Source organism: Burkholderia ambifaria AMMD, from assembly GCF_000203915.1.
Lineage (GTDB): Bacteria > Pseudomonadota > Gammaproteobacteria > Burkholderiales > Burkholderiaceae > Burkholderia > Burkholderia ambifaria.
Map to the genome: position 1 here is coordinate 2,339,965 of NC_008391.1, position 19,986 is coordinate 2,359,950.

A 19,986-nucleotide genomic window follows, 5' to 3' on the forward strand; every position below is an offset into this window, starting at 1 on the left:
CAGCCTGCATGGAGACCAATTCCCGACAATCTGGATGGAGACACTGCAATGAAGCTTTACGGATTTGCCGGCACCCGCACGCAACGCGCGCTGTGGGGGCTGAAGGAACTGGACGCGGATTTCGAATTCGTGTCGGTCAACCTGCTCGCGGGCGAGCACAAGCGGCCCGAATTCCTGCACCTCAATCCGGCCGGGAAGGTGCCCGTGCTGGTGGACGGCGACCTCGTGATTCCCGAGTCGGCCGCGATCGTGCTGTATCTCGCGGACAAGTATCCTGAGAAGGCGTTGCTGCCGGTCGATCTCGCGCGGCGTGCCGAGGCCTATCGGTGGATCATGTTCGCGGTGACGGAACTCGAGCAGCCGCTGTGGCGCATCGCGCGGCATACGTTCATCTATCCGCCCGAGAAGCGCTCGCCGGCCGACATCGAACTGGCGCGCGAGGATTTCAACGCGATGGCCGTGATCCTCGACAAGCATCTCGAAGGGCGTGAATTCATCGTCGGCGATACGCTGACGGTGGCCGATTGCGTGACGGCGTATCTGATCGACTGGGCGAGCGAATGCAACCTGATCGAACCGTTCCCGCAACTGCGCGCGTATCTGGACCGGTTGTATGCGCGGCCGAAGGCGCCGCAGCGGATTGCGGAGGCGCGGAAGGCGGCGTGAAGACGGCGCTCGGTGATGTCGACGGGCGCGTGATTCGCGGGCCTGCGGTCAGGCCAGCCCGACGGGGGCGCCGAGTGCGTGACACAGCATCGACAAGTCGCGAATGGTCAGATGAGGGGGCGGGGCACCATGCGCGGCGTGCGCTGTTTCCGCCCCTTCGTCGCGCACCACCCACGCCGCCTGAAGCCCCGCATTCAACGCGCCGACGACATCGAGGTGGTAATCATCCCCGACATGAAGCAGTTCCCCCGCAGGCACGCCAAGCGTCGCGGCGGCCGCATGAAAGATCTCCGGCTCGGGTTTCGCGAAGCCGAACGCACGCGCGCTGAGCGTTTCGCGGAAGAACTCGCCGCCGCCGGTCAGCCGAAGGTCCGCATTGCCGTTCGTCACCGCGACCAGCGGAAAGCGCGCGCTCAGCCACGCGAGCGCCGGCAATGCATCGTCGAAGAACTCGACCTGGTTCCGCGCGGCATAAAACACGTCGTATGCGCGGTCGGTCAGCGTGACGTCTTCGTTCGCGCGTTCCAGCGCAAGCCGGATCGAGCCGATGCGCAACGCACGATAGTCGCCGACCAGATCCGGCCGCAAGCGTTCGTATTCGTCGCGCAACTGGTTCAGCGCCTGCGACGTGGGCAGCACGCGCGCGGTTTCGGGCGCGTGCGCGAGCAGCCACGCATGCAGCGACGCTTCGGCCCGTTCGACGGACGGTCCGAACGGCCACAGCGTGTCGTCGAGATCGAACGAGATGGCGGAAACGTTGGTCAGGTGCATGGCGACGGAAGATACCACGCAGTCGCCGTTCACCACGGCCACGGGATGGCGCGTCCCGCGCCGCGCTCGACCGCGTGCCGATACAGGAAACGCGCAACGGTCAGGTCCTGCAGCGCGAGCCCCGTCATGTCGAACACGGTGATCTCGCTCGCCGCGCGATCGACCGACACAGCCCCGGAGAGCACGTCGCCGATTTCAGTGCGCGGCAAATCCGGCGCCCACTGACACTCGCCGATGCTGCGCGCCTGCTCGTGATCGTCCACGAAAATCCGCGCACGCTCCAATACGCGTTCGGGAAGTTCGCGCTTGCCGGCGGTATCCGCGCCCACGCACGTCAGATGCGTGCCTGGCTGAACCGCATCCGCATCGAACAGCGGGCCGCCGCCCGGTGTCGCCGTGATGACCACGTCGCTGTCGGCCACCGCATCGTTGCGGTCTCGTGCGACGCGGATGTCGCAGCGTTCGCGAAATGCCGATTCGAACTCCGGATCGACTTCGCCGCTGACTGTCACGTACTGCACCGAGCACCGTTGCGGCAGCAGCCTGATCGCATAGTCGAGCTGGACGCGCGCCTGCACGCCGGTGCCGAACACGCAGATGCGCGTGCTGTCGCGGCGGGCGAGCGCCTGCAGCCCGAGGCCGCCTGCCGCACCGGTCCGGGCCGTGGTGATCGCGTTGCCGTCCATGATGCAGAGCGGGCGGCCGGTGGCCGGATCGAACAGCGCGATCGTCGCCTGATGCGGTTCGCCACCGCGGCCCCGATTGCCGGGCCAGAACCCGGCCGCCTTGAAACCGAGCAGATCCTGGCTCGCGACGTCGCCCGACTTGATTCCGAATACCCCGCCGGTATGCAGCTTCTCGCGGACGACCGGGAACACGCGTCCGGCGCGTCGGCTATGCAGCACGAAGGCCTCGCGGACCGCCGCCGTCACTTGTTCGGCTTGAAGGGCCGGTTCGACCACGTCGCGGTCGAGAAGAAGGAGTTGAGCGTCTGTCGGCATGGTGGGCGAGCCTATGGGGCAATGCGAATCGCTATGTTTATAGTTTGTACAAATATAGACAAACTGTCAATTCGGTAGGGATGAGGTGTCGGCGGGGCATTGGATCGCCGCACCGACCGCCATGCTCGCAGCACTCACCACCCGTAGAAGCGCGGCCAGGTCTGTACCGCGCCGTCGCCGCTCAGCGCGTGGTATTCCGGATGTTGCGCAGCGGTCGCGCACGCGTGGTTCGGGAGGATCCGCAAACGGGTACCGATCGGAAACCGCTGCGCGATGCGCGTGTCGGGCGTATCGATGCGCGACACGATGCCGTGCTCCTGATTGGCCGAACTCATCACATACTCGCCGAGCACGTCGCCGTCTTCGGTACACACCTGCCCGTAGCCGAAATCCCGCGCCTGCCGCTGGGTGCCGCGATCGCGGCTCATCGCCATCCAGCCCGCGTCGACGATGGCCCAGCCTTTTTCTTCCTGGTGTCCGATGACGGTGGTCAGCACCGACAGCGCGATGTCGGCCTGCGCGCACACGCCGATGTTGTGCATCACGAGGTCGAACAGCACGTAGACGCCTGCGCGGACTTCCGTCACCCCGTCGAGGTTCGCGGCGGACAGCGCGGTCGGCGTCGAACCGATGCTCACCACCGGGCAGGGCAGGCCGGCCGCCCGGAGGCGCTCGGCGGCGCGCACGGTGCGGCTGCGCTCCTGTTCGGCGATCGCGACCAGTGCGCCGCGCGTGTCGTATTCGTAACTGGAGCCGGCGTGAGCGAGCACGCCGCCGAGCGCCATGCCGCCATCTACCAGCGCGCGGCCGACGTCGATCAGCAGGGCATCGTCGGGCCGAATCCCCGAGCGGTGGCCGTCGACGTCGACCTCGATCCACACGTCGAAGCGCTCGCCGTGCTCGCGCCCGAATTCGGCGATCGCGTTCGCGGTCTCCAGGCTGTCGGCGACGATCTTCAGGTCGCAGCCCTGGCGGCGCAGCGCCAGCGCCTGGCCCAGCTTGGCCGGAATCATCCCGACCGCGTAGACGATGTCGCGCACGCCGGCCGCGAAGAACTGTTCGGCTTCCTTCAGCGTCGACACTGTGATGCCCTGCGCGCCGGCCGCGATCTGCGCGTCGACGACCTGCTGGCACTTGGTGGTCTTCACGTGCGGCCGGAACTTGACGCCCAGCGCGTCGAGATGCGCCTGCATGCGCGCGATGTTGTTGCGCATGCGATCGACGTCGATCAATGCGGCGGGTGTATTGAGGGGTGGGATGCCCATGATGCGTTGCCTCGGTGGGTTGCCGACAGCGAACACTGTAGGGCGATTGCCAAGCCGCGTGTTTAACGCGTGCCAAATCGATCATTAAGCAGCATTTAATCGTGGAAAGCCGCTCAGGCCTTGCCGCGCCATGGCGGCGGATCGAGAAATTGCTTCGCGGCGTCGAGAAAAACCCGTTGCCGCGCGGAGCGGCCGGTGCGCGACGGCAGCAGCGCGGTTACTGGTGCGGGCGGCAGATGCCAGTCGGGGAGTAGCCGCACCAGCTTGCCGTTCGCCAGCAGCGGCGCGACGTCCCATTCCGAGCGCTCGACGATGCCGAGCCCGGCCAGTGCCCAGTCGGTGATGACGGTGCCGTCGTTCGATGAAAGCGCGCCCGAGACGCGGATTACCGCGGATCGCCTGGCTTCACCCTTGTTGTCGCCGGGTTGCGAGAAGTGCCAGCGCGGGACGTCCTCGTCGTTCTCGCGCAGGCACAGGCAGTCGTAGCGCGCGAGGTCGGACGGATGGTTCAGTTCGCCGATGCGACGCGCGTAACCGGGGCTCGCGCACAGGAAGCGCTCGTTGGGTGCGAGCGGATAGCCGATCCACGACGACGACTTCAGGGTGCCGACATGCACGACCACGTCGGCGCCCGACGCACTGCCCAGCGGGCTCTCCGACAGATGCAGCGAGATCTCGAGCTTCGGATGCGCGCGCTGCACGTCGCGCACGATCCGCGCGACGTACTTGCGTCCGAAGCCGAACGGCGCGACGACGCGCAGCGTGCCCTGCACGTCGCCGTGATCGCCCGAGATGTTGACCGGCAGCGCCTCGACGCGCTCGAGAATCTCGACGGCTTCCTGATACAGCCGCTGGCCTTCGTCGGTCAATGCGATGCCTTTCGGCTGTCGCACGGCCAGGCGTACGTCCAGCCGCGCCTCCATCCGCTGCAGGCGGATCGTGACTGCGGGCGGGGTGAGGTCGAGCAATCGAGCGGCGGATGCCAATGAGCGCGACGCGCCGATCGCGCGGACGAGTCGAAGGTCTTCGAGATCGAGCATTGCATGTCTCTTAATGCTGGCATTGCGAAGCATTAAACAACACATCGCGCGAAGACGGTAGCGTTACACCGCGTCAACCAACATGCGGTTTCATATCCGTCACGCGTCCAGCCCGAAAATCAACGAACGATGCGCGCCCACGCCGGCTGCGACGCCCGATGCCGACGCGAACGTCGCATTCGTCATCAGGCTCGACGCATCGCCGGCCGCGAACACGCCGGGAACGCTCGTCTGCTTCCACGTCTCGACGCGGACTGCCACGCCGAGCGGCCCTTCGTCGAACGCACAGCCGAGCTGTTGCGCGAGATCGCTCGCCATCTCCGTACGCGCGCCGATGAACAGCGCATCGATCGGCACGACCTGCCCGTCGGCGAGCCGTAACGCTTCGATACGCGGTGCGTCGCCGAGGATCTCGACGACCGGCGACCGCTCGATACGCACGCCACGTGCGTCCAGCAACGCGGCTTCCTCTTCATTCGGTTCGACCAGGCCTTGCGTGAACCACGTCGTTGGCCCCCAGTCCGGAATCAGGATCGCCTGATGCACGGACAGCGGATGCGTGGCCAGCACGCCGAGTTGCCGATCCGACACCTCGTACCCATGGCAATACGGACAATGCAGCACGCTGACACCCCAGCGCTCCGCAAGACCCGGCAGCGCGGGCAACGCGTCGCGGATGCCGGTCGCGAGGATCAGCCGGTCGGCGCTGGCGCGGCTGCCGTCTGCCAGCGTCACGTGAAAGCGGCCGCGCGCATCGCGTTCGGCGGTGCGCGCTTCGCCGGCGATCCGCTGCACGGTCGGATAGGCCGCGAGTTGCGCGGCGGCGTCGGCGACGATCCGCGCGGGCGGCTTGCCGTCCTGCCCGAAAAAGCCGTGCGCATGCTCCGCGAAACGATTACGCGGCCGCCCGGCATCGATCACGAGCACGCGGCGTCGCGCGCGCGCCAGTTGCATCGCGGCCGACAGCCCGGCAAAGCTGCCGCCGATCACGATCACTTCGTGATGGTTCTGCATGTGTTCACCCCTTTCCGGAATCCGTGCCAGCGAAGAAGGTGCTTCGATGGCGGTCAACTCATGAAACACGAGAAGTTGCATGATAGGTCGATGGTATCATTCATGCAACTTCAGGAGTTTCGAGAGTGGGAGCCGTCCGGCGATGAGAACCGATAGTCGTTTGTCGCGCATGCTGCATGCGCTGATCCACATGGACCAGGCCGACGGCCCGCTGACGTCGGAGGCGATCGCGGCGATGCTGGGCACGAATCCGGTCGTCGTGCGGCGCTTGCTCGGCGGCTTGCGCGATAGCGGCTACGTGCAGTCGGAAAAAGGCCACGGTGGCGGCTGGGCGCTCGCCGTCGCGCTCGACGACATCACGCTGCTCGATGTCTATCGCGCGGTGGGCGAGCCGCCGGTGTTTTCGGATCTGGTGTCCGAGGATGCCCCCGAATGCCTGGTCGAACAGGCGGTCAACGCGCATCTGTCGGCCACGCTGAAAGAGGCCGAGGCGGTGCTGCTCGCGCGCTTTGGCGAGGTCACGCTGGGCATGCTGTCACGCGATTTCGAAGCGAAGGCGCCGCGCCGCCGCAAGCCGCGCTGACGCGCTGCAACATCGCGGCCAGCTGCCGATAGCCGGCAGTCCGACGTAATCCGGCGCGGCACAAAACCGCGGTGCCGCCGTGTTCTGTCCCCCGACTTCTGCCCGATTCGCCCGCCACAGGGCAAAATACGGGTTTTCCGCACCCGAGAGGGCGCGTCCGAATCACGCGCCGGGCGGCGGCAGTGCGCAACCGCACGCCGTCGCCGGGCGCCCAGGCAAGATGCTCGCCGCGTCGCGAGCCCACAGGAGTCCAGACCCCATGCCCGAAACCAACCTGTCCTTCTTCGGCCGGCTGTCGCTGGCCGTCGGCACGTTCTTCTCCGTGCTCGGCAACCGCGAGTTCGCGGCCGGCGTGCTGCGCCTGCGCGACGGCGCGCCGGCACCGGTCGCCCCGGCGCCGGTCGCGCCGACCCCCGCCGCGGCTCCGGCACCCGCGCCCGTGAAGGCGCCGGCGCCCGAGCTGCGCGAAGCGAGCCCGCAAGCCGCACTGCAACTGCTCGGCCTGCTGCAGCGCGATGCGCGCTTCATCGACTTCGTCGAGGAAGACATCGCCGGCTACGCGGACGCCGACATCGGCGCCGCCGCACGCCTCGTGCACGACGGCTGCCGTGCCGCGCTGCGCGAACACTTCACGATCGTGCCGGTGCGCGATGAAGCCGAGGGCAGCCGCGTGACGCTGCCGGCCGGCTTCGACGCGACGGCCGTGCGCGTGACGGGGAAAGTGGTCGGCGCGGCACCCTTCACGGGCACGGTCAGCCATCGCGGCTGGCGCGTGGCCGACGTGCGCCTGCCGAAGCTGACGGGCAGCCACGACGCATCGGTGGTCGCACCGGCGGAGGTGGAACTGTGAGCGATCCACGCTATTCGATCGGTATCGACCTCGGTACGACCCATTGCGCGCTGTCGTACGTCGACAGCGCCGCGAGCGACGGCGAAAAAATCACGCAGCAGGTGCTGCCGATCGCGCAGCTGACCGCGCCCGGTGCGCTGGAGTCGCGCGACCTGCTGCCGTCGTTCCTCTATCTTCCGCATGAAAGCGAGCTGACGCAGGGCGACCTGACGCTGCCGTGGACGGACTCGCGCGGCTTCGCGGTGGGCGAGATGGCGCGCACCCGCGGCGCGGGCACGCCGATCCGCCTCGTGTCGAGCGCGAAGAGCTGGCTGTGTCACCCGGGCGTCGACCGCCGCGCGGCGATCCTGCCGAGCGATGCGCCGCCCGAAGTGGCGCGCGTGTCGCCGCTGGAAAGCTCGATCCGCTACCTGACGCACCTGCGCGAAGCGTGGGACCACGCGCATCCCGATGCCCCGTTCGCCGACCAGGACGTCACCGTCACGATCCCCGCGTCGTTCGACCCGGCCGCGCGCGAACTGACGGCGGAAGCCGCGCGTGCCGCCGGCTACACGCGGATGACGCTGCTCGAGGAGCCGCAAGCGGCGCTCTACAGCTGGATCCAGAAGAGCGAAGGCGGCTGGCGCAAGCAGGTGCAGGTCGGCGACCTGATCCTGTGCGTGGACGTCGGCGGCGGCACGACCGACCTGTCGCTGATCGCGGTGGTCGAGCGCGACGGCAACCTGGAGCTGCATCGCGTGGCAGTCGGCGAGCACATCCTGCTCGGCGGCGACAACATGGATCTCGCGCTCGCGCACGTGGTCGCGCGCAAGCTCGCGCAGCAGGGCACGCAGGCCGATCCGTGGCAACTGCGCGCGCTGACCTACGCGTGCCGCGCCGCGAAGGAAACGCTGCTGTCCGACCCGACGACCGACGCGGTGCCGCTCGTCGTGCCGAGCCGCGGCTCGAAGCTGATCGGCGGGTCGATCCGCACGGAACTGACGCGCGCGGAACTCACGCAGACGATCCTCGAAGGCTTCTTCCCGCAAGTCGATGCGGCAGCGCGGCCGGTGAGCCGCGCGCGCGTCGGCCTGACGCAGCTCGGCCTGCCGTATGCGCAGGACGCGGGCATCACGCGCCATCTCGCGGCGTTCCTCGGCCGCCAGGTCGCGGCGCTCGACGCGCTCGAAGGCGTGCAGCGCACGCTGCCGCAGGGCGCGACGTTCCTGCATCCGACCGCCGTGCTGTTCAACGGCGGCGTGTTCAAGTCGGCGCTGCTCACGCAGCGCGTGCTCGATACGCTCAACGGCTGGCTGGCCGCCGAAGGTGCGCCGGCCGCGCGCCTGCTCGAAGGCGCGGACCTCGATCTCGCGGTCGCGCGCGGCGCCGCGTACTACGGCTTCGTGAAGCGCGGCCGTGGCGTGCGCATTCGCGGCGGCACGGCGCGTGCGTACTACGTCGCGATCGAATCGGCGATGCCCGCGGTGCCGGGGCTCGAACCGCCGGTGCAGGCGCTGTGCGTCGCACCGTTCGGGATGGAGGAAGGCTCGGATGCGGCGCTGCCGCCGCAGGAGTTCGGGCTCGTCGTCGGCGAACCGGTGCAGTTCCGCTTCTTCGGGTCGTCGGTGCGCCGTCAGGACGAGGTCGGCACGCTGCTCGACTACTGGTCGGCGGAAGAGCTGCAGGAGCTCGAGGAAATCCAGGCCACGCTGCCCGCCGAAGGGCGCACGGTCGGCGAGATCGTGCCGGTGAAGCTGCATGCGCGCGTGACCGAAGCCGGCACGCTCGAGCTCGAGGCGATCCCGAGCGGGACGGACGAGCGCTGGAAGGTCGAGTTCGACGTGCGCGGCGCCGCCTGAGCGCGATGAAGCGCTATACCGTCGGCATCGACCTCGGCACGAGCAACACGGTCGTCGCATACGTCGAGGCCGGCTCCGACGCGATCCGCGTGTTCGACGTCGACCAGCTGGTCGGCCCCGGCGCGGTGGCCGCGCAGCCGCTGCTGCCGTCGGTGCGCTATCACCCGGCGGCGGGCGAGCTGCCGCCGGACGCGCTGCGCCTGCCGTGGGCGGCCGCTCCGAAGGCCGGCGCGGCCGCCGCCGACGCGCCGCCGGCCGTGATCGGCCGTTATGCGCGCACGCTCGGCGCCCAGGTGCCGGGCCGGCTCGTCACCAGCGCGAAGAGCTGGCTGTCGCACGCATCGGTCGACCGACTCGCGGCGATCCTGCCGTGGGGCGCGGCCGACGGTGTCGACAAGGTGTCGCCGGTCGACGCGAGCGCGAGCTATCTCGCGCACGTGCGTGCCGCGTGGGATGCCCGCTTTCCCGATGCGCCGCTCGCGAAGCAGGACATCATCCTGACGGTGCCGGCCTCGTTCGACGACGGCGCACGCGCGTTGACGGTCGAGGCCGCGAGGCGCGCGAAACTGCCGGCGCTGCGCTTGCTCGAAGAACCGCAGGCCGCGTTCTACGACTGGTTGTACGGCCAGCGCGCGACGTTGCGCGACACGTTCGCCGCGCCGCGCCGCGTGCTGATCTGCGATGTCGGCGGCGGCACGACCGATCTCACGCTCGTCGATGTCGCGCCCGGCGACGACGGCGAACCGACCTTCACGCGCGTCGGCGTCGGCAATCACCTGATGCTCGGCGGCGACAACATGGACCTCGCGCTCGCGCGGCTGGTCGAGACGCGGCTGACCGAGCCCGGCACGCGGCTGTCCGCCGCGAGCCTGTCGCAGCTCGTCGAACGCTGCCGCGCCGCGAAGGAGCGGCTGCTCGGCGACGACGCGCCGGCGTCCGTCACCGTGACGCTGCTCGGCGCGGGCAGCAAGCTCGTCGGCGGCGCGCGCTCGGCCGAGCTGACGCGGCAGGAAGTCGAGCAGGTCGTCGTCGACGGTTTCTTTCCGCAGGTCGAGGCGGGCGAGCTGCCGCGTCGTGCGCGGGCCGCGATCGTCGAATTCGGCTTGCCGTATGCGAGCGACCCGGGCGTCACGCGCCACGTCGCCGCGTTCCTGAACCGTCATGCGGAACGCCCGCTGCCCGACACGCTGCTGCTCAACGGTGGCGTGTTCCGCGCGGGTGCACTCGCCGGCCGCCTCGCGCAGACGCTCGGCGCATGGCGCGGCGCACCGCTCGACGTGCTGCACAACGCGCATCCGGATGTGGCCGTCGCGCGCGGCGCGGTGGCGTACGGCCTGGCGCGCGCCGGGCATGCGCCGCGCATCGGCGGCGGCTCCGCGCGCAGCTATTTCCTCGTGCTCGACGACGGTGAGGGTGAGAGCGACGCCGCGCCGCGCGGCGTCTGCCTGCTGCCGCGCGGTGCCGAGGAAGGCCGCGAGATCCGGCTCGAGGAGCGCACGTTCGCGCTGCAGCTCGGGCAGCCGGTACGTTTCCACCTCGTATCGACGGTGGCCGACACCGCGTACCGGCCCGGCGATCTCGTCGAGCTGGACGGCGGCGATTTCGTGCGGCTGCCGCCGATCGCGACGGTCGTCGACCGGCAGGCCGGCGGCGACGCCCGCGAAACGCCGGTGAAACTCACCGCGTCGCTGACCGAGGTCGGCACGCTCGAGATGCACTGCATCGCGACCGACGATGCATCGCGGCGCTGGCGGCTCGAATTCCAGTTGCGCGGCGATGCGCCCGCGCAGGGCGACGGCGCCGCGCCGGCGCGCCATCCGCGTGTCGACCACGCGATCGAGCTGATCGACCGCTCGTTCGGTAGCAAGGCCGCGGGCGTCACGCCGAAGGACACGCGACGGTTGCGCGCGCAACTTGAACAGGTGCTCGGCCCGCGCGACGAGTGGGACGTCGCGCTCGCGCGCGAACTGTTCGACGCGTTGCTCGCACGGGCGCGTCGTCGGCGGCGCTCGGCCGATCACGAGCGCGCATGGCTGAACCTGGCCGGCTATTGCCTGCGCCCCGGCTTCGGCCATCCGCTCGATGCATGGCGCATCGAGCAGCTGTGGCCGCTGTTCGACGACGGGATTCAGTACGTGAACGACGCGCAGGTGTGGTCGGAGTGGTGGACGCTGTGGCGGCGCGTGGCCGGCGGCCTCGACGACGATGCGCAGACCCAGGTGCGCGACGCGATCGCATTCCTCGAACCGTCCGACGACAAGCGCCGCAAGCTGCCATTCGACCCGGCCAAGGTCGGCCCGACCGACATGACGCGCTTGTCCGCGTCGCTCGAGCGATTGCCGGTCGAGCGCAAGGTGGAACTGGCCGAGCGACTGATCGTGCAATTGCAGAAGCCGGCCGAGCGCACGCTGTGCGCGTGGGCGCTCGGGCGGATCGGTGCGCGCCGGCCGTTCTACGGCAGCGCGCACAGTGTCGTGCCGGCCGGGATCGCGAACCGCTGGCTCGACGCGCTGTTCGCGCTGGACTGGAAGCAGGTGGAACCGGCGGCCTTCGCGGCCGCGCAAATCGCGCGGATGACGGGCGACCGCGAACGCGATCTGCCGGACGACACGCGCGAAGCGGTGATCAAGCGGCTGTCGGCCGCGAATGCGTCGGCGGCGTGGATCGACATGGTGCGCGAGGCGATCGCGTTCGACGAAGCCGACACGGCGCGCGTGTTCGGCGAAACGCTGCCGGCCGGGTTGAAGCTGCTGGCCAGTTGACGCAAGGGCGTGGTGCTTCGATCCGGTTCGCAGATCGAAGCATCATCCTGTCGAGTCGGGCCGTGCGTCGCGGCCCGTCCCTCTCTCGGTTTATTAGGTATGCGGCACGAGCTCGCGTTGCCGTTCCACCGATTCGATTGCTTTCACGTCACGAGTTGCCGCGCGCCGCGCGAGGTGAATGCCCGCGAGCATGCAGCGCACCGAGCCGCCGGCCAGCTCGATCGTCGGCACGTCGAGCGGCAGCAGCCGCGCGGAGCGTGCGATCGTCTCGCGTTGCGCGCCGGTGAGGCAGTCGAACGCACGCCGCGACAACGCGAGCACGCGCCCGTCCTTGCCCGACAGTTCCAGCGTATTGCCCGCGAAGTTCGCGATCTGCGCGTGATCGAGCGCGATCACCGTGCGGCCCGTCTCGGTCAGACGTTGCGCGATCTCGTCGCGGCGCCGCCGATCCGCGATCAGGTCGAGGCCGACCATCGCGAATTCGGTCGCGACGCTCATCATCACGTTCGTGTGATAGATCGGCTTTCCGTTCGCGTCGGCCGTGTCGAAGCAGATCGGCTCGAAGTTGAAATTCGTGCAGAAGCGCTCGAGCGCGACCGGATCGGCACGGCGCGAGCGCGCGGTGTACGCGATCCGCGCGACGTGATCGAGCACCATCGCGCCCGTGCCTTCCAGGAATACGTCGTCGTATTCGAGCCCCGAGTAGTCGATCACGTCCTGCACGCGGTACTCGGCCTTCAGCATCTCGATCACGCCCGCGCGCCGTTCGCGGCGGCGGTTCGCGCTGTACATCGGATACAGCGCGACGTGCCCGCCCGGATGCGTCGAGAACCAGTTGTTCGGAAACACGGAGTCGGGCGTGTCGCGCTCGCCGTGGTCGTCGAACACGTGCACGCGTACGCCCGCATCGGCGAGCATCCGCGCGGCGGCCGTGACCTCGTCGCGCGCGGCGGCCGACACCGACGGCGGGCTGCCCGCGCCGTTGCCGGCCGTGCGCTGAAAGGCGTTGTCGGCCGCGGTCTGCGGGTTCGGCACGAAGCGGTGCGGCCGGATCATCACGACGGCGGACGGCGCCTGGATCGATACGAGATTCATGAAAGGCGGGAGCGAAGGGCAGGAGAGCGGGCGGCGCACCGGCCGCCCGCGGAGGTCGATCAGCGCGCGAACGCGGCGACGGCTTCGGTCACTAACGCCGCGTGACCCTGTGCGATCGCGGCCGGATCGTCGATCAGCGCGAACAGATTCTTCGGATCGACGGCCGGCGGAATCAGCGCGATCTCGACGCCCGCGTTGTGCTGCTGCGCGAGCGCGTACAAGTAGCGCAGCGCCGAGTAGTCCTCCAGCGCGAAGCCGACCGAGTCGAACACCGTGACTTCGTCCGCGCGTTCGCGGCCGCTCGTCTCGCCCTGCAGCACGCGCCACAGTTCGGTCACCGGGAAGTCGGCCCGCATCTGCTGGATCTCGCCTTCGATGCGCGACTGCGGCTCGAATTCGACGAACACGCGGCCCGCTTGCAGCACGCCGGCTTCGAGCTCGGTCTTGCCCGGGCAATCGCCGCCCACCGCGTTCAGGTGCATGCCGGGCTCGATCATGTCGGCCGTGACGATCGTCGCATAGGCCTTGTCCGCGGTGACGGTCGTCACGATGTCGGCGCCGCGCACGGCATCGGCGGTCGACGCGGCGCGCACGATGCGCAGCGCCGGATACGCGGCGAGGTTCTGAACGAGCTTGTCGGTCGCGAGCGGATCGACGTCGAAGACGCGGATCTCGTCGATACCGAGCAGCGTGTGGAACGCGATCGCCTGGAATTCGCTCTGCGCGCCGTTGCCGATCAGCGCCATCGTGCGGGAGTCGGGACGGGCGACGGCCTGCGCGGCCAGCACTGACGTCGCGGCCGTGCGCAGCGCGGTGGTCAGCGTCAGTTCGGCGAGCAGCAGCGGGTAGCCGGTGTCGACTTCGGCGAGCGCGCCGAACGCCATCACCGTGTGCATGCCGCGCGCGGCGTTTACGGGATGGCCGTTCACGTACTTGAACGCAAACAGCGACGCGTTCGCGACGGGCATCAGCTCGATCACGCCGTCGCGCGAGTGGCATGCGACGCGCGGCGACTTGTCGAAGTCGGCCCAGTGCAGATAGTCGGCGCGCAGCGTGTCGACGAGCTCTCGCAGGAACGGCGTGACGCCGGTTTTGGCGATCAGTCGGGCGGTGGCGGGAACGTCGAGGAAGCGAGTCATCGGTCTGTCTCCATTGTGTTGCCGGTACGCGTGTCCGGCGTTCTGGTCGACCGGGGCGGGCGCGTCGGCCCGGGCCCCGGCTCCATCAAATGCGGCGTGGCAGCGTGGGCTGCCGGTCGATGAAGTCATTATTTCCGGGAGTCGAGCCAACAAAAAGACGGCAAAAGTGGCAGATTTATCGATAGACTTGGCAAATTGCTATGCCGATTCGGCAATTTGTTCGATTCGCGTGGGTCGGAATGCGCGCTTTGCGGCACGCTGGCGGCCGGCTCGCGTTCGTTACGTTCAACAGGAAGGTTCGTTCATGATTACGCTCGACGACGTCGACCGGCAGCTCATCGCGCTGCTGCGCGACAACGCGCGACTGCCCGTCGTCGCCCTCGCGAAGGAACTGCGCGTCGCGCGCGCGACCGTGCAGAACCGGCTGACGAGGCTGGAGAAGAACGGCGTGATCGTCGGCTATACGGTGCGGCTCAAGCCGGCGGCCGAGCGGCACCGGATCCGCGCGCTGATGTCGATCGCGGTGCAGGGCAATCGCGGCGCGGAAGTGGTGAAGGTGCTGCGCGGGCATCCGAACGTCGCGTCGATCCACAGTACCAACGGGCGCTGGGATCTGGTGGCCGAGCTGCATGCCGATTCGCTCGAGCATTTCGATCGCGTGCTTGGCGCGATCCGGTTGATCGACGGGATCGCGAGCACGGAGACGAGTATTTTGTTGTCGACGCACAAGGCGTGACGCGGGCGGGTGGCACCCGCGTCAGCCTGCGTACAGGTTCGGGTTGCCCAGGCTTCAGGCGTGGGCCGCCGGCTCCGGAAACACTGGCTCGCCCAGCGTCAACATCAACCGGTTCGCCCACGCGAAGATCGCGACCGCGTGCGACAGGTCGAGAATGTCCTCATGCGTCAGCCCTTCGGCTTCCAGCTCGGCGATATCGCTCGCGTCGACCGTATCGGGCCGTTCCGTCAGCGCGATCGCATAGCGGACGATCGCGCGTTCGCGCGCCGTCGTGCCGGCCGTCGCCGGATCGTCGAACACCTGCTCGATCGCGTCGGTGCGTTTCGCGAGCTGCGTGAAGCGCTGCGCATGCACGGATGCGCAATACACGCAGCCGTTCACGCGCGACACGGCCGTGCTGGCCAGTTCGCGCTCCGCGCGCGACAGTCCGCCGGGGCCGTACATGATCGCGTTGAATACACCCGAGCGTTGCCGCAGGATCTCGGGAAGATGGACGAGCAGCAGGTAATAGTCGGACGTCTTCGCGTGCGGGTGGCTGGCTTCGAGCACGGCAAGCTGATCGGGTGTTGCGGCGTCGAGCGCAACGGTGTCGAGCCAGGCACGCCAGCCGAGCGTGTCGGACGTGAAGCCGTGGGCGGTCGTCGTCATGCGGCCTCCTTGGCGGCACGTGCCTGAAGCGCTTGCGCGGCAACGGCGACGCGCAGCTGATACGCGACGAACGCAACGAGCTGCGACAGCGCGACGATTGCGGGTGTCGTGAGTCCGGCGGACTTCAGCGCATCGAGATCGGACGGGCGTGCATCGACAGGGGAAAGCGTCAGCAGGCGCGCATGCGCAAGGATCGCGCCGGTGCGTCGAGGCAGTGCGTCGAACGCATCGGCGTCTGCGTGTGCGATATCGTCGAGCGTGCCGCCTGCCTCGACCAGTCGTGCGCGATAAGTCTCGGCCAATGCCCGTGCATTCGATTTTTGTGCGACATACCGTGCCACGTGCAATCGTTCGGTCAGCGAAAGATCGGGCAGCGCGGGATCGAACAGCGCAGCCTCGCTTAGCCGAGTATGAAGCAGCACCTTTCCGCGCGCGCGGCGCAGCGCGGCGACCGCATCGCCGTCGCGCAGGCCGGCTACCGCATCGATCGTGTCCGGCGCGCCGGCCGGCGTGATGGATTCAGTCATCGTTTCAGGTTCCCTTCGTCGTCAATGTGATCGATGGACGCGCGCTCACGCATCGGCGTCGCGCCATTCATCGCCTTGCAGTTCCGCGTTCGCGTACGCGACGAGCGCGTCGTAGTGGCGATCGCGATCGGCGTCGAACAGCCGGCTCGCAATGCCGCGCGCGAGCCGCTCGGCGCCCGCGCTGATGGCCGGGATATCGCCGGACAGCTTGCCGTGGCTCAGGCTCGCCGCATGGTTGAAGCAGTGGATCCGCGTGATGGCCGCGCACGCGCCGGGCTCGCGCTCCTGGAACGCGAACGCGGGGCCGAGATCGGGCGACTCGGCGAGCTCGTCGAGCCACGCGCCCGCCTCCGGTCGATAGCGATCCTTCCAGCGCCGCACCTGCGCGCCGAACGACGCGAATTCCGCGCGGGTCGTCCAGTCCGAATGAAAGCCGGTCGCGAAGATCAGGAAGTCGACGGTGTAGCGCCCGCGCGGCGTCGTCACGTCGAGTCCGTCCGCTTGTTCGGCAAGCGTCTCGATCGGGCTGCCCGCATGGAAATGCGCATGCCCGTGACGCGACACGCGCAGCACGCTGTCGCGCGGCGGCGGCGTCTGCGACGTCAGCGCGTAATGCATGAAGCGCCATTTCGTCGCGTCGTCGAGATCGGCGTAGCCGTGCACGAGGCCCGGGCTGCCGATGCCCGTCAGCTTGTTGATGCGCGGAATGTCCGCGCGGCGGAAGAACAGGTCGACGCGTGCGGCGCCGGCTTCGAGCGCGGTGCCCGCATTGTCGAACGCGGACGCGCCCGCGCCGACCACGCCGATGCGCTTGCCCGCGAGCGCCGCGAAATCGATCGGCTCGGACGAATGGGCCCAGCGCGTGCGCGGCGCGCGCTGCGCGACGGGCGGCACGTACGGGCCGCCGAGCCCGTCGCGGCCGGTTGCGAGTACCACGTGCCGCGCGAGCAGCGTCTGCGCTTCGCCGTTGCCGCGCACATCGAGTGCGAGCAGGCCGTCGTCGCGCGGACGCAGCGCGACGAGCGTGGTGTCGTTGCGCACCTGCAGGTCGAGCACGCGCCGATACCAGCGCAGGTAGTCCATCCATTGCGTGCGCGGAATCTTGTAGAGCGCGTCCCACGCGTCGCGGCCGTATTGCGCTTCGAACCATGCGCGGAACGTCAGCGCAGGCAGCCCGAGCGCGGGGCCCGCGAGCTGTTTCGGCGAGCGCAGCGTGTCCATCCGCGCGAACGTGACCCACGGGCCTTCGTAGCCGGCCGGCGCGCGGTCGATCACGCACTGGTTGTCGATGCCGAGCAGGCGCAGTTCGGCGGAAGCCGCGAGCCCGGCCATGCCGCCGCCGACGATCGCGACGTCGAGCACGCGTGTGCCGTCTGCCTCTCGCGGCGGCACCCACGACGGCGCGGGCAGGTCGAGCCAGCGCAGGTCTTGCGCGAGCCGGGCTTCGAGTGCGTCGAGCGAAGTCGTCATGCGGCCTCCTTGCGCGAACGGCGGGGGCGGGTCGGGCGAGGCGCGGGCGGCGTGCGGCCGCCGCGCAGCCGATCGCCACGCAACAGCGCGTCGTGCGCGGCCGCTTCATGAAAGATCACGTCGTCGAGCAGCGCGCGCGTCGTGCGGCGCAGCGCGTCGAGCAGCGCATCGACGGCCGCCGTGCGCGTCTTGCCGGCCGGTGTCGCAACGCCGAACGCGAACGGGATGTCGACGTCGAGCGCTCGCGCGACGACGCCGTCCACCGGCAGCGCGATACCCGTGGCCGGATCGACGATGCCGATCCCGATGCCCGCGCGCGCGGCCATGACCGCATTCAGCGATGCATTGGTTTCGATGAACACGCGCGCGTCGACCCGCGCGGCCGCGAATGCCGCATCGATCCGCTGGCGCAGCCGGTGCCGGTTCGCGACCGTCACGATGCGGCGTTGCGCGAGATCGCGCAGCGCGATGCGTGGCTGCGCCGCGAGCGGGTCGCCGGCGGGCAGCACGGCGACGCACGGCGTCTGCGCGATCCAGTGCACGTCGAGCCCGGCGTGCGCCATCGGCAGCGTGACGACGCCGACATCGGCCGTGCCGGCCAGCACCTCGTGGACGACATGTTCGGCCGATTCGCTGCGCAACTGGTAGTGCGGCGCGTGCGCGTGGTCAGGCAGCGCGGCGAGCGCGGCCGGTACGAGCGTGGCCGCGAGCGAAGGTGTCGCCGCGATGCGGACGGGTTCGGCGGTTTCATCGCCGAGCGCCCGTGCGCGTGCCTCGATCGCACGCAGGCCGACTAGCGAGCGTTCGACTTCCTCGTAAAGCAGGAAGGCGCGCCGCGTCGGCGCGACGCGCGGGCCGTGCCGGTCGAACAGCGCGTAGCCGAGATCGGCTTCGAGTTCCTGGATCTGCCGCGTGACGGCCGGCTGCGAGCGGCCGAGCTGTTCGCCCGCGCCGGTTACGCTGCCGGCCGACATGACTGCGGAAAAGGCTTCGAGTTGATGCAGCTCCATGACGCGTTCCGATGATGCGATTTTCGCATTGTAGGAGCGCGAGCATGCGTGATTCATATAATGATTCTTGCTATCGACAGCGCAAAAACTTCGAAGCGCCCGATCGTCGCGATGGCCGGTGGTGCGCGCGTGAGCATCGGTAGCGACCGGTGACGTGAACGAAACGCCAATCGAATCAACGCGATGCGATGCATGCCGATGCATCGTGCGACACGCGGTGCGCGGATGGCCGTTCGCGAGCATCACGCGCTTCGCGCCGCGCACGATATCGATATGCGCAAAACTTCGTTGGATCGTCCTGAACCGGATGGTTACATGCCCTCACTCTTTTCGACTGACTGAAGCTGGGGGACGCATGAACGTTTCGGGGAACGACGCACGCGGCGCATGGCGGCGCGTGCTGGGCACGGTGGCGGCGCTCGCTGCCGCATGGGGCTTGTCGACGGGCGGTGCGCTCGCGGCCGGTGTGTCGGGCGAGCCGGTGGTGATCGGCGTGAGCGGGCCGCTCACGGGCCAGGACGCGCAGTACGGCGAGCAATGGAAGCGCGGCTTCGATCTCGCGCTCGACGAGATCAACGGCAGCGGCGGCATTCACGGCCGGCCGCTCGCAGTCGACTTCCAGGACAGCCGCAGCGACCCGCGTCAGGCCGTCGCGATCGCGCAGAAGTTCGTCGCCGATCCGCGCATCGCGATCGAGCTGGGCGATTTCTCCAGCGCGACGTCGATGGCCGCGTCGCCGATCTACCAGCGCGGGCAGCTGACCCAGTTCGGCTTCACGAACTCGCATCCGGACTTCACGAAGGGCGGAGACTATCTGTGGAGCACCGCGCTGAGCCAGGCCGAGGAGCAGCCGCTGCTCGCACGCTACGCGGTGAAGGAACTCGGCTTCAAGCGGATCGCGGTGCTGTACCTGAACACCGACTGGGGCCGCACCAGCAAGGACATCTTCGCGAAGGCGGTGGCCGGGCTCGGCGCGCAGGTCGTCGCGGCCGAAGGCTACCAGCCGACGGAGAAGGATTTCCGTTCGACGCTCGTGCGGATCGGTGAATCGAAGCCCGATTCGATCGTGCTGATCTCGTACTACGCGGACGGCGCGCAAATCGTGCGGCAGGCGCGCACGTCGGGCGTCACGCTGCCGATCGCGGCGGTTGGCTCCGTGTATTCGCCGAAATTCCTCGAGCTGGGCGGCGCGGCCGTCGATGGCGTCTATACGGAATCGAACTTCTTCCCGGCGGAACCGCGCCCCGAGGTGCAGGCGTTCGTGCAGCGCTATCGCGCGAAATTCCATGCCGATCCCGATTCGTTCGTCGCGCGTGCGTACGACGCGCTGATCCTGTCGGCCGAGGTGCTGCGCCGCTACGGCACGACACGCCAGGCCGCGCACGACGGCTTCGCGAAAATCAGCGACGTGCCGAGCGTGATCTTCGGCAAGGTGCGCTTCGATCCGCGGACGCGCCGTGTCGCGGGCGCACGCACCGTGTATCTGGTCGTGAAGCAGGGGCAGTGGGCGCTATGGGATGGCGCGAAGCCGCAGCTCGCCGCGCGTTGACCTCAGCCCTGAACAGCATGCA

Annotated in this window: 18 protein-coding genes; 7 read left to right on the forward strand and 11 right to left on the reverse strand. The window is 68.9% G+C overall.

Annotated features, from left to right (window positions below; all coding sequences use genetic code 11):
• Positions 1-48: 48 nt before the first annotated feature.
• Positions 49-666, forward strand: coding sequence for a glutathione S-transferase family protein (locus tag BAMB_RS26480; RefSeq protein WP_011660220.1), 618 nt, complete (start codon positions 49-51; stop codon positions 664-666).
• A 48-nt stretch (positions 667-714) separates the two neighbouring features.
• Here the strand turns inward: BAMB_RS26480 and BAMB_RS26485 are convergent, their stop codons facing one another.
• The 5 genes from BAMB_RS26485 to BAMB_RS26505 form a co-directional block, all read right to left on the reverse strand.
• Positions 715-1,437 carry an HAD family hydrolase gene (locus BAMB_RS26485; protein WP_041491731.1) on the reverse strand — a complete coding sequence of 241 codons (723 nt, stop codon included), beginning with the start codon at positions 1,435-1,437 and terminating at the stop codon, positions 715-717.
• A gap of 29 nt (positions 1,438-1,466) precedes the next feature.
• Positions 1,467-2,438: an ornithine cyclodeaminase family protein gene (locus BAMB_RS26490; RefSeq protein ID WP_011660222.1), complete on the reverse strand. Its 972-nt coding sequence runs from the start codon at positions 2,436-2,438 to the stop codon at positions 1,467-1,469.
• 134 nt (positions 2,439-2,572) lie between these two features.
• The gene (locus BAMB_RS26495) at positions 2,573-3,703 is read right to left on the reverse strand and encodes a DSD1 family PLP-dependent enzyme (protein ID WP_011660223.1); all 1,131 of its coding nucleotides are present in this window, start codon (positions 3,701-3,703) and stop codon (positions 2,573-2,575) included.
• A 113-nt stretch (positions 3,704-3,816) separates the two neighbouring features.
• Positions 3,817-4,743 (reverse strand): LysR family transcriptional regulator, encoded by a 927-nt coding sequence (locus BAMB_RS26500; protein WP_175764252.1) that lies wholly within the window; start codon positions 4,741-4,743, stop codon positions 3,817-3,819.
• A gap of 99 nt (positions 4,744-4,842) precedes the next feature.
• Positions 4,843-5,757: an NAD(P)/FAD-dependent oxidoreductase gene (locus tag BAMB_RS26505; protein WP_011660225.1), complete on the reverse strand. Its 915-nt coding sequence runs from the start codon at positions 5,755-5,757 to the stop codon at positions 4,843-4,845.
• 142 nt (positions 5,758-5,899) lie between these two features.
• On the opposite strand from BAMB_RS26505, the gene BAMB_RS26510 reads away from it, so the two are divergent.
• The 4 genes from BAMB_RS26510 to BAMB_RS26525 all read left to right on the forward strand — a co-directional run bounded on the left by BAMB_RS26510 (position 5,900) and on the right by BAMB_RS26525 (position 11,790).
• Positions 5,900-6,340: an Rrf2 family transcriptional regulator gene (locus tag BAMB_RS26510; protein ID WP_011660226.1), complete on the forward strand. Its 441-nt coding sequence runs from the start codon at positions 5,900-5,902 to the stop codon at positions 6,338-6,340.
• A gap of 259 nt (positions 6,341-6,599) precedes the next feature.
• Positions 6,600-7,190 carry a DUF2760 domain-containing protein gene (locus tag BAMB_RS26515; RefSeq protein WP_011660227.1) on the forward strand — a complete coding sequence of 197 codons (591 nt, stop codon included), beginning with the start codon at positions 6,600-6,602 and terminating at the stop codon, positions 7,188-7,190.
• Positions 7,187-9,028 carry an Hsp70 family protein gene (locus BAMB_RS26520; RefSeq protein ID WP_011660228.1) on the forward strand — a complete coding sequence of 614 codons (1,842 nt, stop codon included), beginning with the start codon at positions 7,187-7,189 and terminating at the stop codon, positions 9,026-9,028. The genes BAMB_RS26515 and BAMB_RS26520 overlap by 4 nt, the downstream gene beginning before the upstream one ends.
• A 5-nt stretch (positions 9,029-9,033) precedes the next feature.
• The gene (locus BAMB_RS26525) at positions 9,034-11,790 is read left to right on the forward strand and encodes an Hsp70 family protein (protein ID WP_011660229.1); all 2,757 of its coding nucleotides are present in this window, start codon (positions 9,034-9,036) and stop codon (positions 11,788-11,790) included.
• 93 nt (positions 11,791-11,883) lie between these two features.
• Here the strand turns inward: BAMB_RS26525 and ctlX are convergent, their stop codons facing one another.
• Entirely contained in the window at positions 11,884-12,885 is a 1,002-nt protein-coding gene (gene ctlX, locus BAMB_RS26530; protein ID WP_041491590.1) for a citrulline utilization hydrolase CtlX, read from the reverse strand.
• 59 nt (positions 12,886-12,944) lie between these two features.
• A complete protein-coding gene (locus BAMB_RS26535; RefSeq protein WP_011660231.1) occupies positions 12,945-14,024 on the reverse strand; it encodes an ornithine cyclodeaminase in 1,080 nt (359 codons plus the stop codon).
• 304 nt (positions 14,025-14,328) lie between these two features.
• Between BAMB_RS26535 and BAMB_RS26540 the strand changes: the two genes are divergently transcribed.
• Entirely contained in the window at positions 14,329-14,760 is a 432-nt protein-coding gene (locus BAMB_RS26540) for an Lrp/AsnC family transcriptional regulator (protein ID WP_006753967.1), read from the forward strand.
• Between the two features lie 54 nt (positions 14,761-14,814).
• Here BAMB_RS26540 and BAMB_RS26545 read toward each other — a convergent pair whose 3' ends face one another.
• From BAMB_RS26545 to BAMB_RS26560, 4 genes are read right to left on the reverse strand one after another with little or no spacing between them, the layout of a single operon-like run.
• A complete protein-coding gene (locus tag BAMB_RS26545) occupies positions 14,815-15,408 on the reverse strand; it encodes a peroxidase-related enzyme (RefSeq protein ID WP_011660232.1) in 594 nt (197 codons plus the stop codon).
• Positions 15,405-15,935 carry a CMD domain-containing protein gene (locus tag BAMB_RS26550; RefSeq protein ID WP_011660233.1) on the reverse strand — a complete coding sequence of 177 codons (531 nt, stop codon included), beginning with the start codon at positions 15,933-15,935 and terminating at the stop codon, positions 15,405-15,407. Before BAMB_RS26550 ends, BAMB_RS26545 begins: the two co-directional genes overlap by 4 nt.
• A gap of 45 nt (positions 15,936-15,980) precedes the next feature.
• Positions 15,981-17,405: an NAD(P)-binding domain-containing protein gene (locus tag BAMB_RS26555; protein WP_011660234.1), complete on the reverse strand. Its 1,425-nt coding sequence runs from the start codon at positions 17,403-17,405 to the stop codon at positions 15,981-15,983.
• Entirely contained in the window at positions 17,402-18,415 is a 1,014-nt protein-coding gene (locus BAMB_RS26560) for a LysR family transcriptional regulator (protein ID WP_011660235.1), read from the reverse strand. The genes BAMB_RS26555 and BAMB_RS26560 overlap by 4 nt, the downstream gene beginning before the upstream one ends.
• A 355-nt stretch (positions 18,416-18,770) precedes the next feature.
• Here BAMB_RS26560 and BAMB_RS26565 point away from each other — a divergent pair, with 355 nt between their 5' ends.
• Positions 18,771-19,964: an ABC transporter substrate-binding protein gene (locus BAMB_RS26565; RefSeq protein ID WP_011660236.1), complete on the forward strand. Its 1,194-nt coding sequence runs from the start codon at positions 18,771-18,773 to the stop codon at positions 19,962-19,964.
• The last annotated feature ends 22 nt before the right edge of the window (positions 19,965-19,986 follow it).

Coding starts and splice junctions, on each gene's coding strand:
- BAMB_RS26480 (WP_011660220.1), top strand. CDS start 49: ATGAAGCTTTACGGATTTGCCGGCACCCGCACGCAACGCGCGCTGTGG.
- BAMB_RS26485 (WP_041491731.1), bottom strand. CDS start 1,437: ATGCACCTGACCAACGTTTCCGCCATCTCGTTCGATCTCGACGACACG.
- BAMB_RS26490 (WP_011660222.1), bottom strand. CDS start 2,438: ATGCCGACAGACGCTCAACTCCTTCTTCTCGACCGCGACGTGGTCGAA.
- BAMB_RS26495 (WP_011660223.1), bottom strand. CDS start 3,703: ATGGGCATCCCACCCCTCAATACACCCGCCGCATTGATCGACGTCGAT.
- BAMB_RS26500 (WP_175764252.1), bottom strand. CDS start 4,743: ATGCTCGATCTCGAAGACCTTCGACTCGTCCGCGCGATCGGCGCGTCG.
- BAMB_RS26505 (WP_011660225.1), bottom strand. CDS start 5,757: ATGCAGAACCATCACGAAGTGATCGTGATCGGCGGCAGCTTTGCCGGG.
- BAMB_RS26510 (WP_011660226.1), top strand. CDS start 5,900: ATGAGAACCGATAGTCGTTTGTCGCGCATGCTGCATGCGCTGATCCAC.
- BAMB_RS26515 (WP_011660227.1), top strand. CDS start 6,600: ATGCCCGAAACCAACCTGTCCTTCTTCGGCCGGCTGTCGCTGGCCGTC.
- BAMB_RS26525 (WP_011660229.1), top strand. CDS start 9,034: ATGAAGCGCTATACCGTCGGCATCGACCTCGGCACGAGCAACACGGTC.
- ctlX (WP_041491590.1), bottom strand. CDS start 12,885: ATGAATCTCGTATCGATCCAGGCGCCGTCCGCCGTCGTGATGATCCGG.
- BAMB_RS26535 (WP_011660231.1), bottom strand. CDS start 14,024: ATGACTCGCTTCCTCGACGTTCCCGCCACCGCCCGACTGATCGCCAAA.
- BAMB_RS26540 (WP_006753967.1), top strand. CDS start 14,329: ATGATTACGCTCGACGACGTCGACCGGCAGCTCATCGCGCTGCTGCGC.
- BAMB_RS26545 (WP_011660232.1), bottom strand. CDS start 15,408: ATGACGACGACCGCCCACGGCTTCACGTCCGACACGCTCGGCTGGCGT.
- BAMB_RS26550 (WP_011660233.1), bottom strand. CDS start 15,935: ATGACTGAATCCATCACGCCGGCCGGCGCGCCGGACACGATCGATGCG.
- BAMB_RS26555 (WP_011660234.1), bottom strand. CDS start 17,405: ATGACGACTTCGCTCGACGCACTCGAAGCCCGGCTCGCGCAAGACCTG.
- BAMB_RS26560 (WP_011660235.1), bottom strand. CDS start 18,415: ATGGAGCTGCATCAACTCGAAGCCTTTTCCGCAGTCATGTCGGCCGGC.
- BAMB_RS26565 (WP_011660236.1), top strand. CDS start 18,771: ATGAACGTTTCGGGGAACGACGCACGCGGCGCATGGCGGCGCGTGCTG.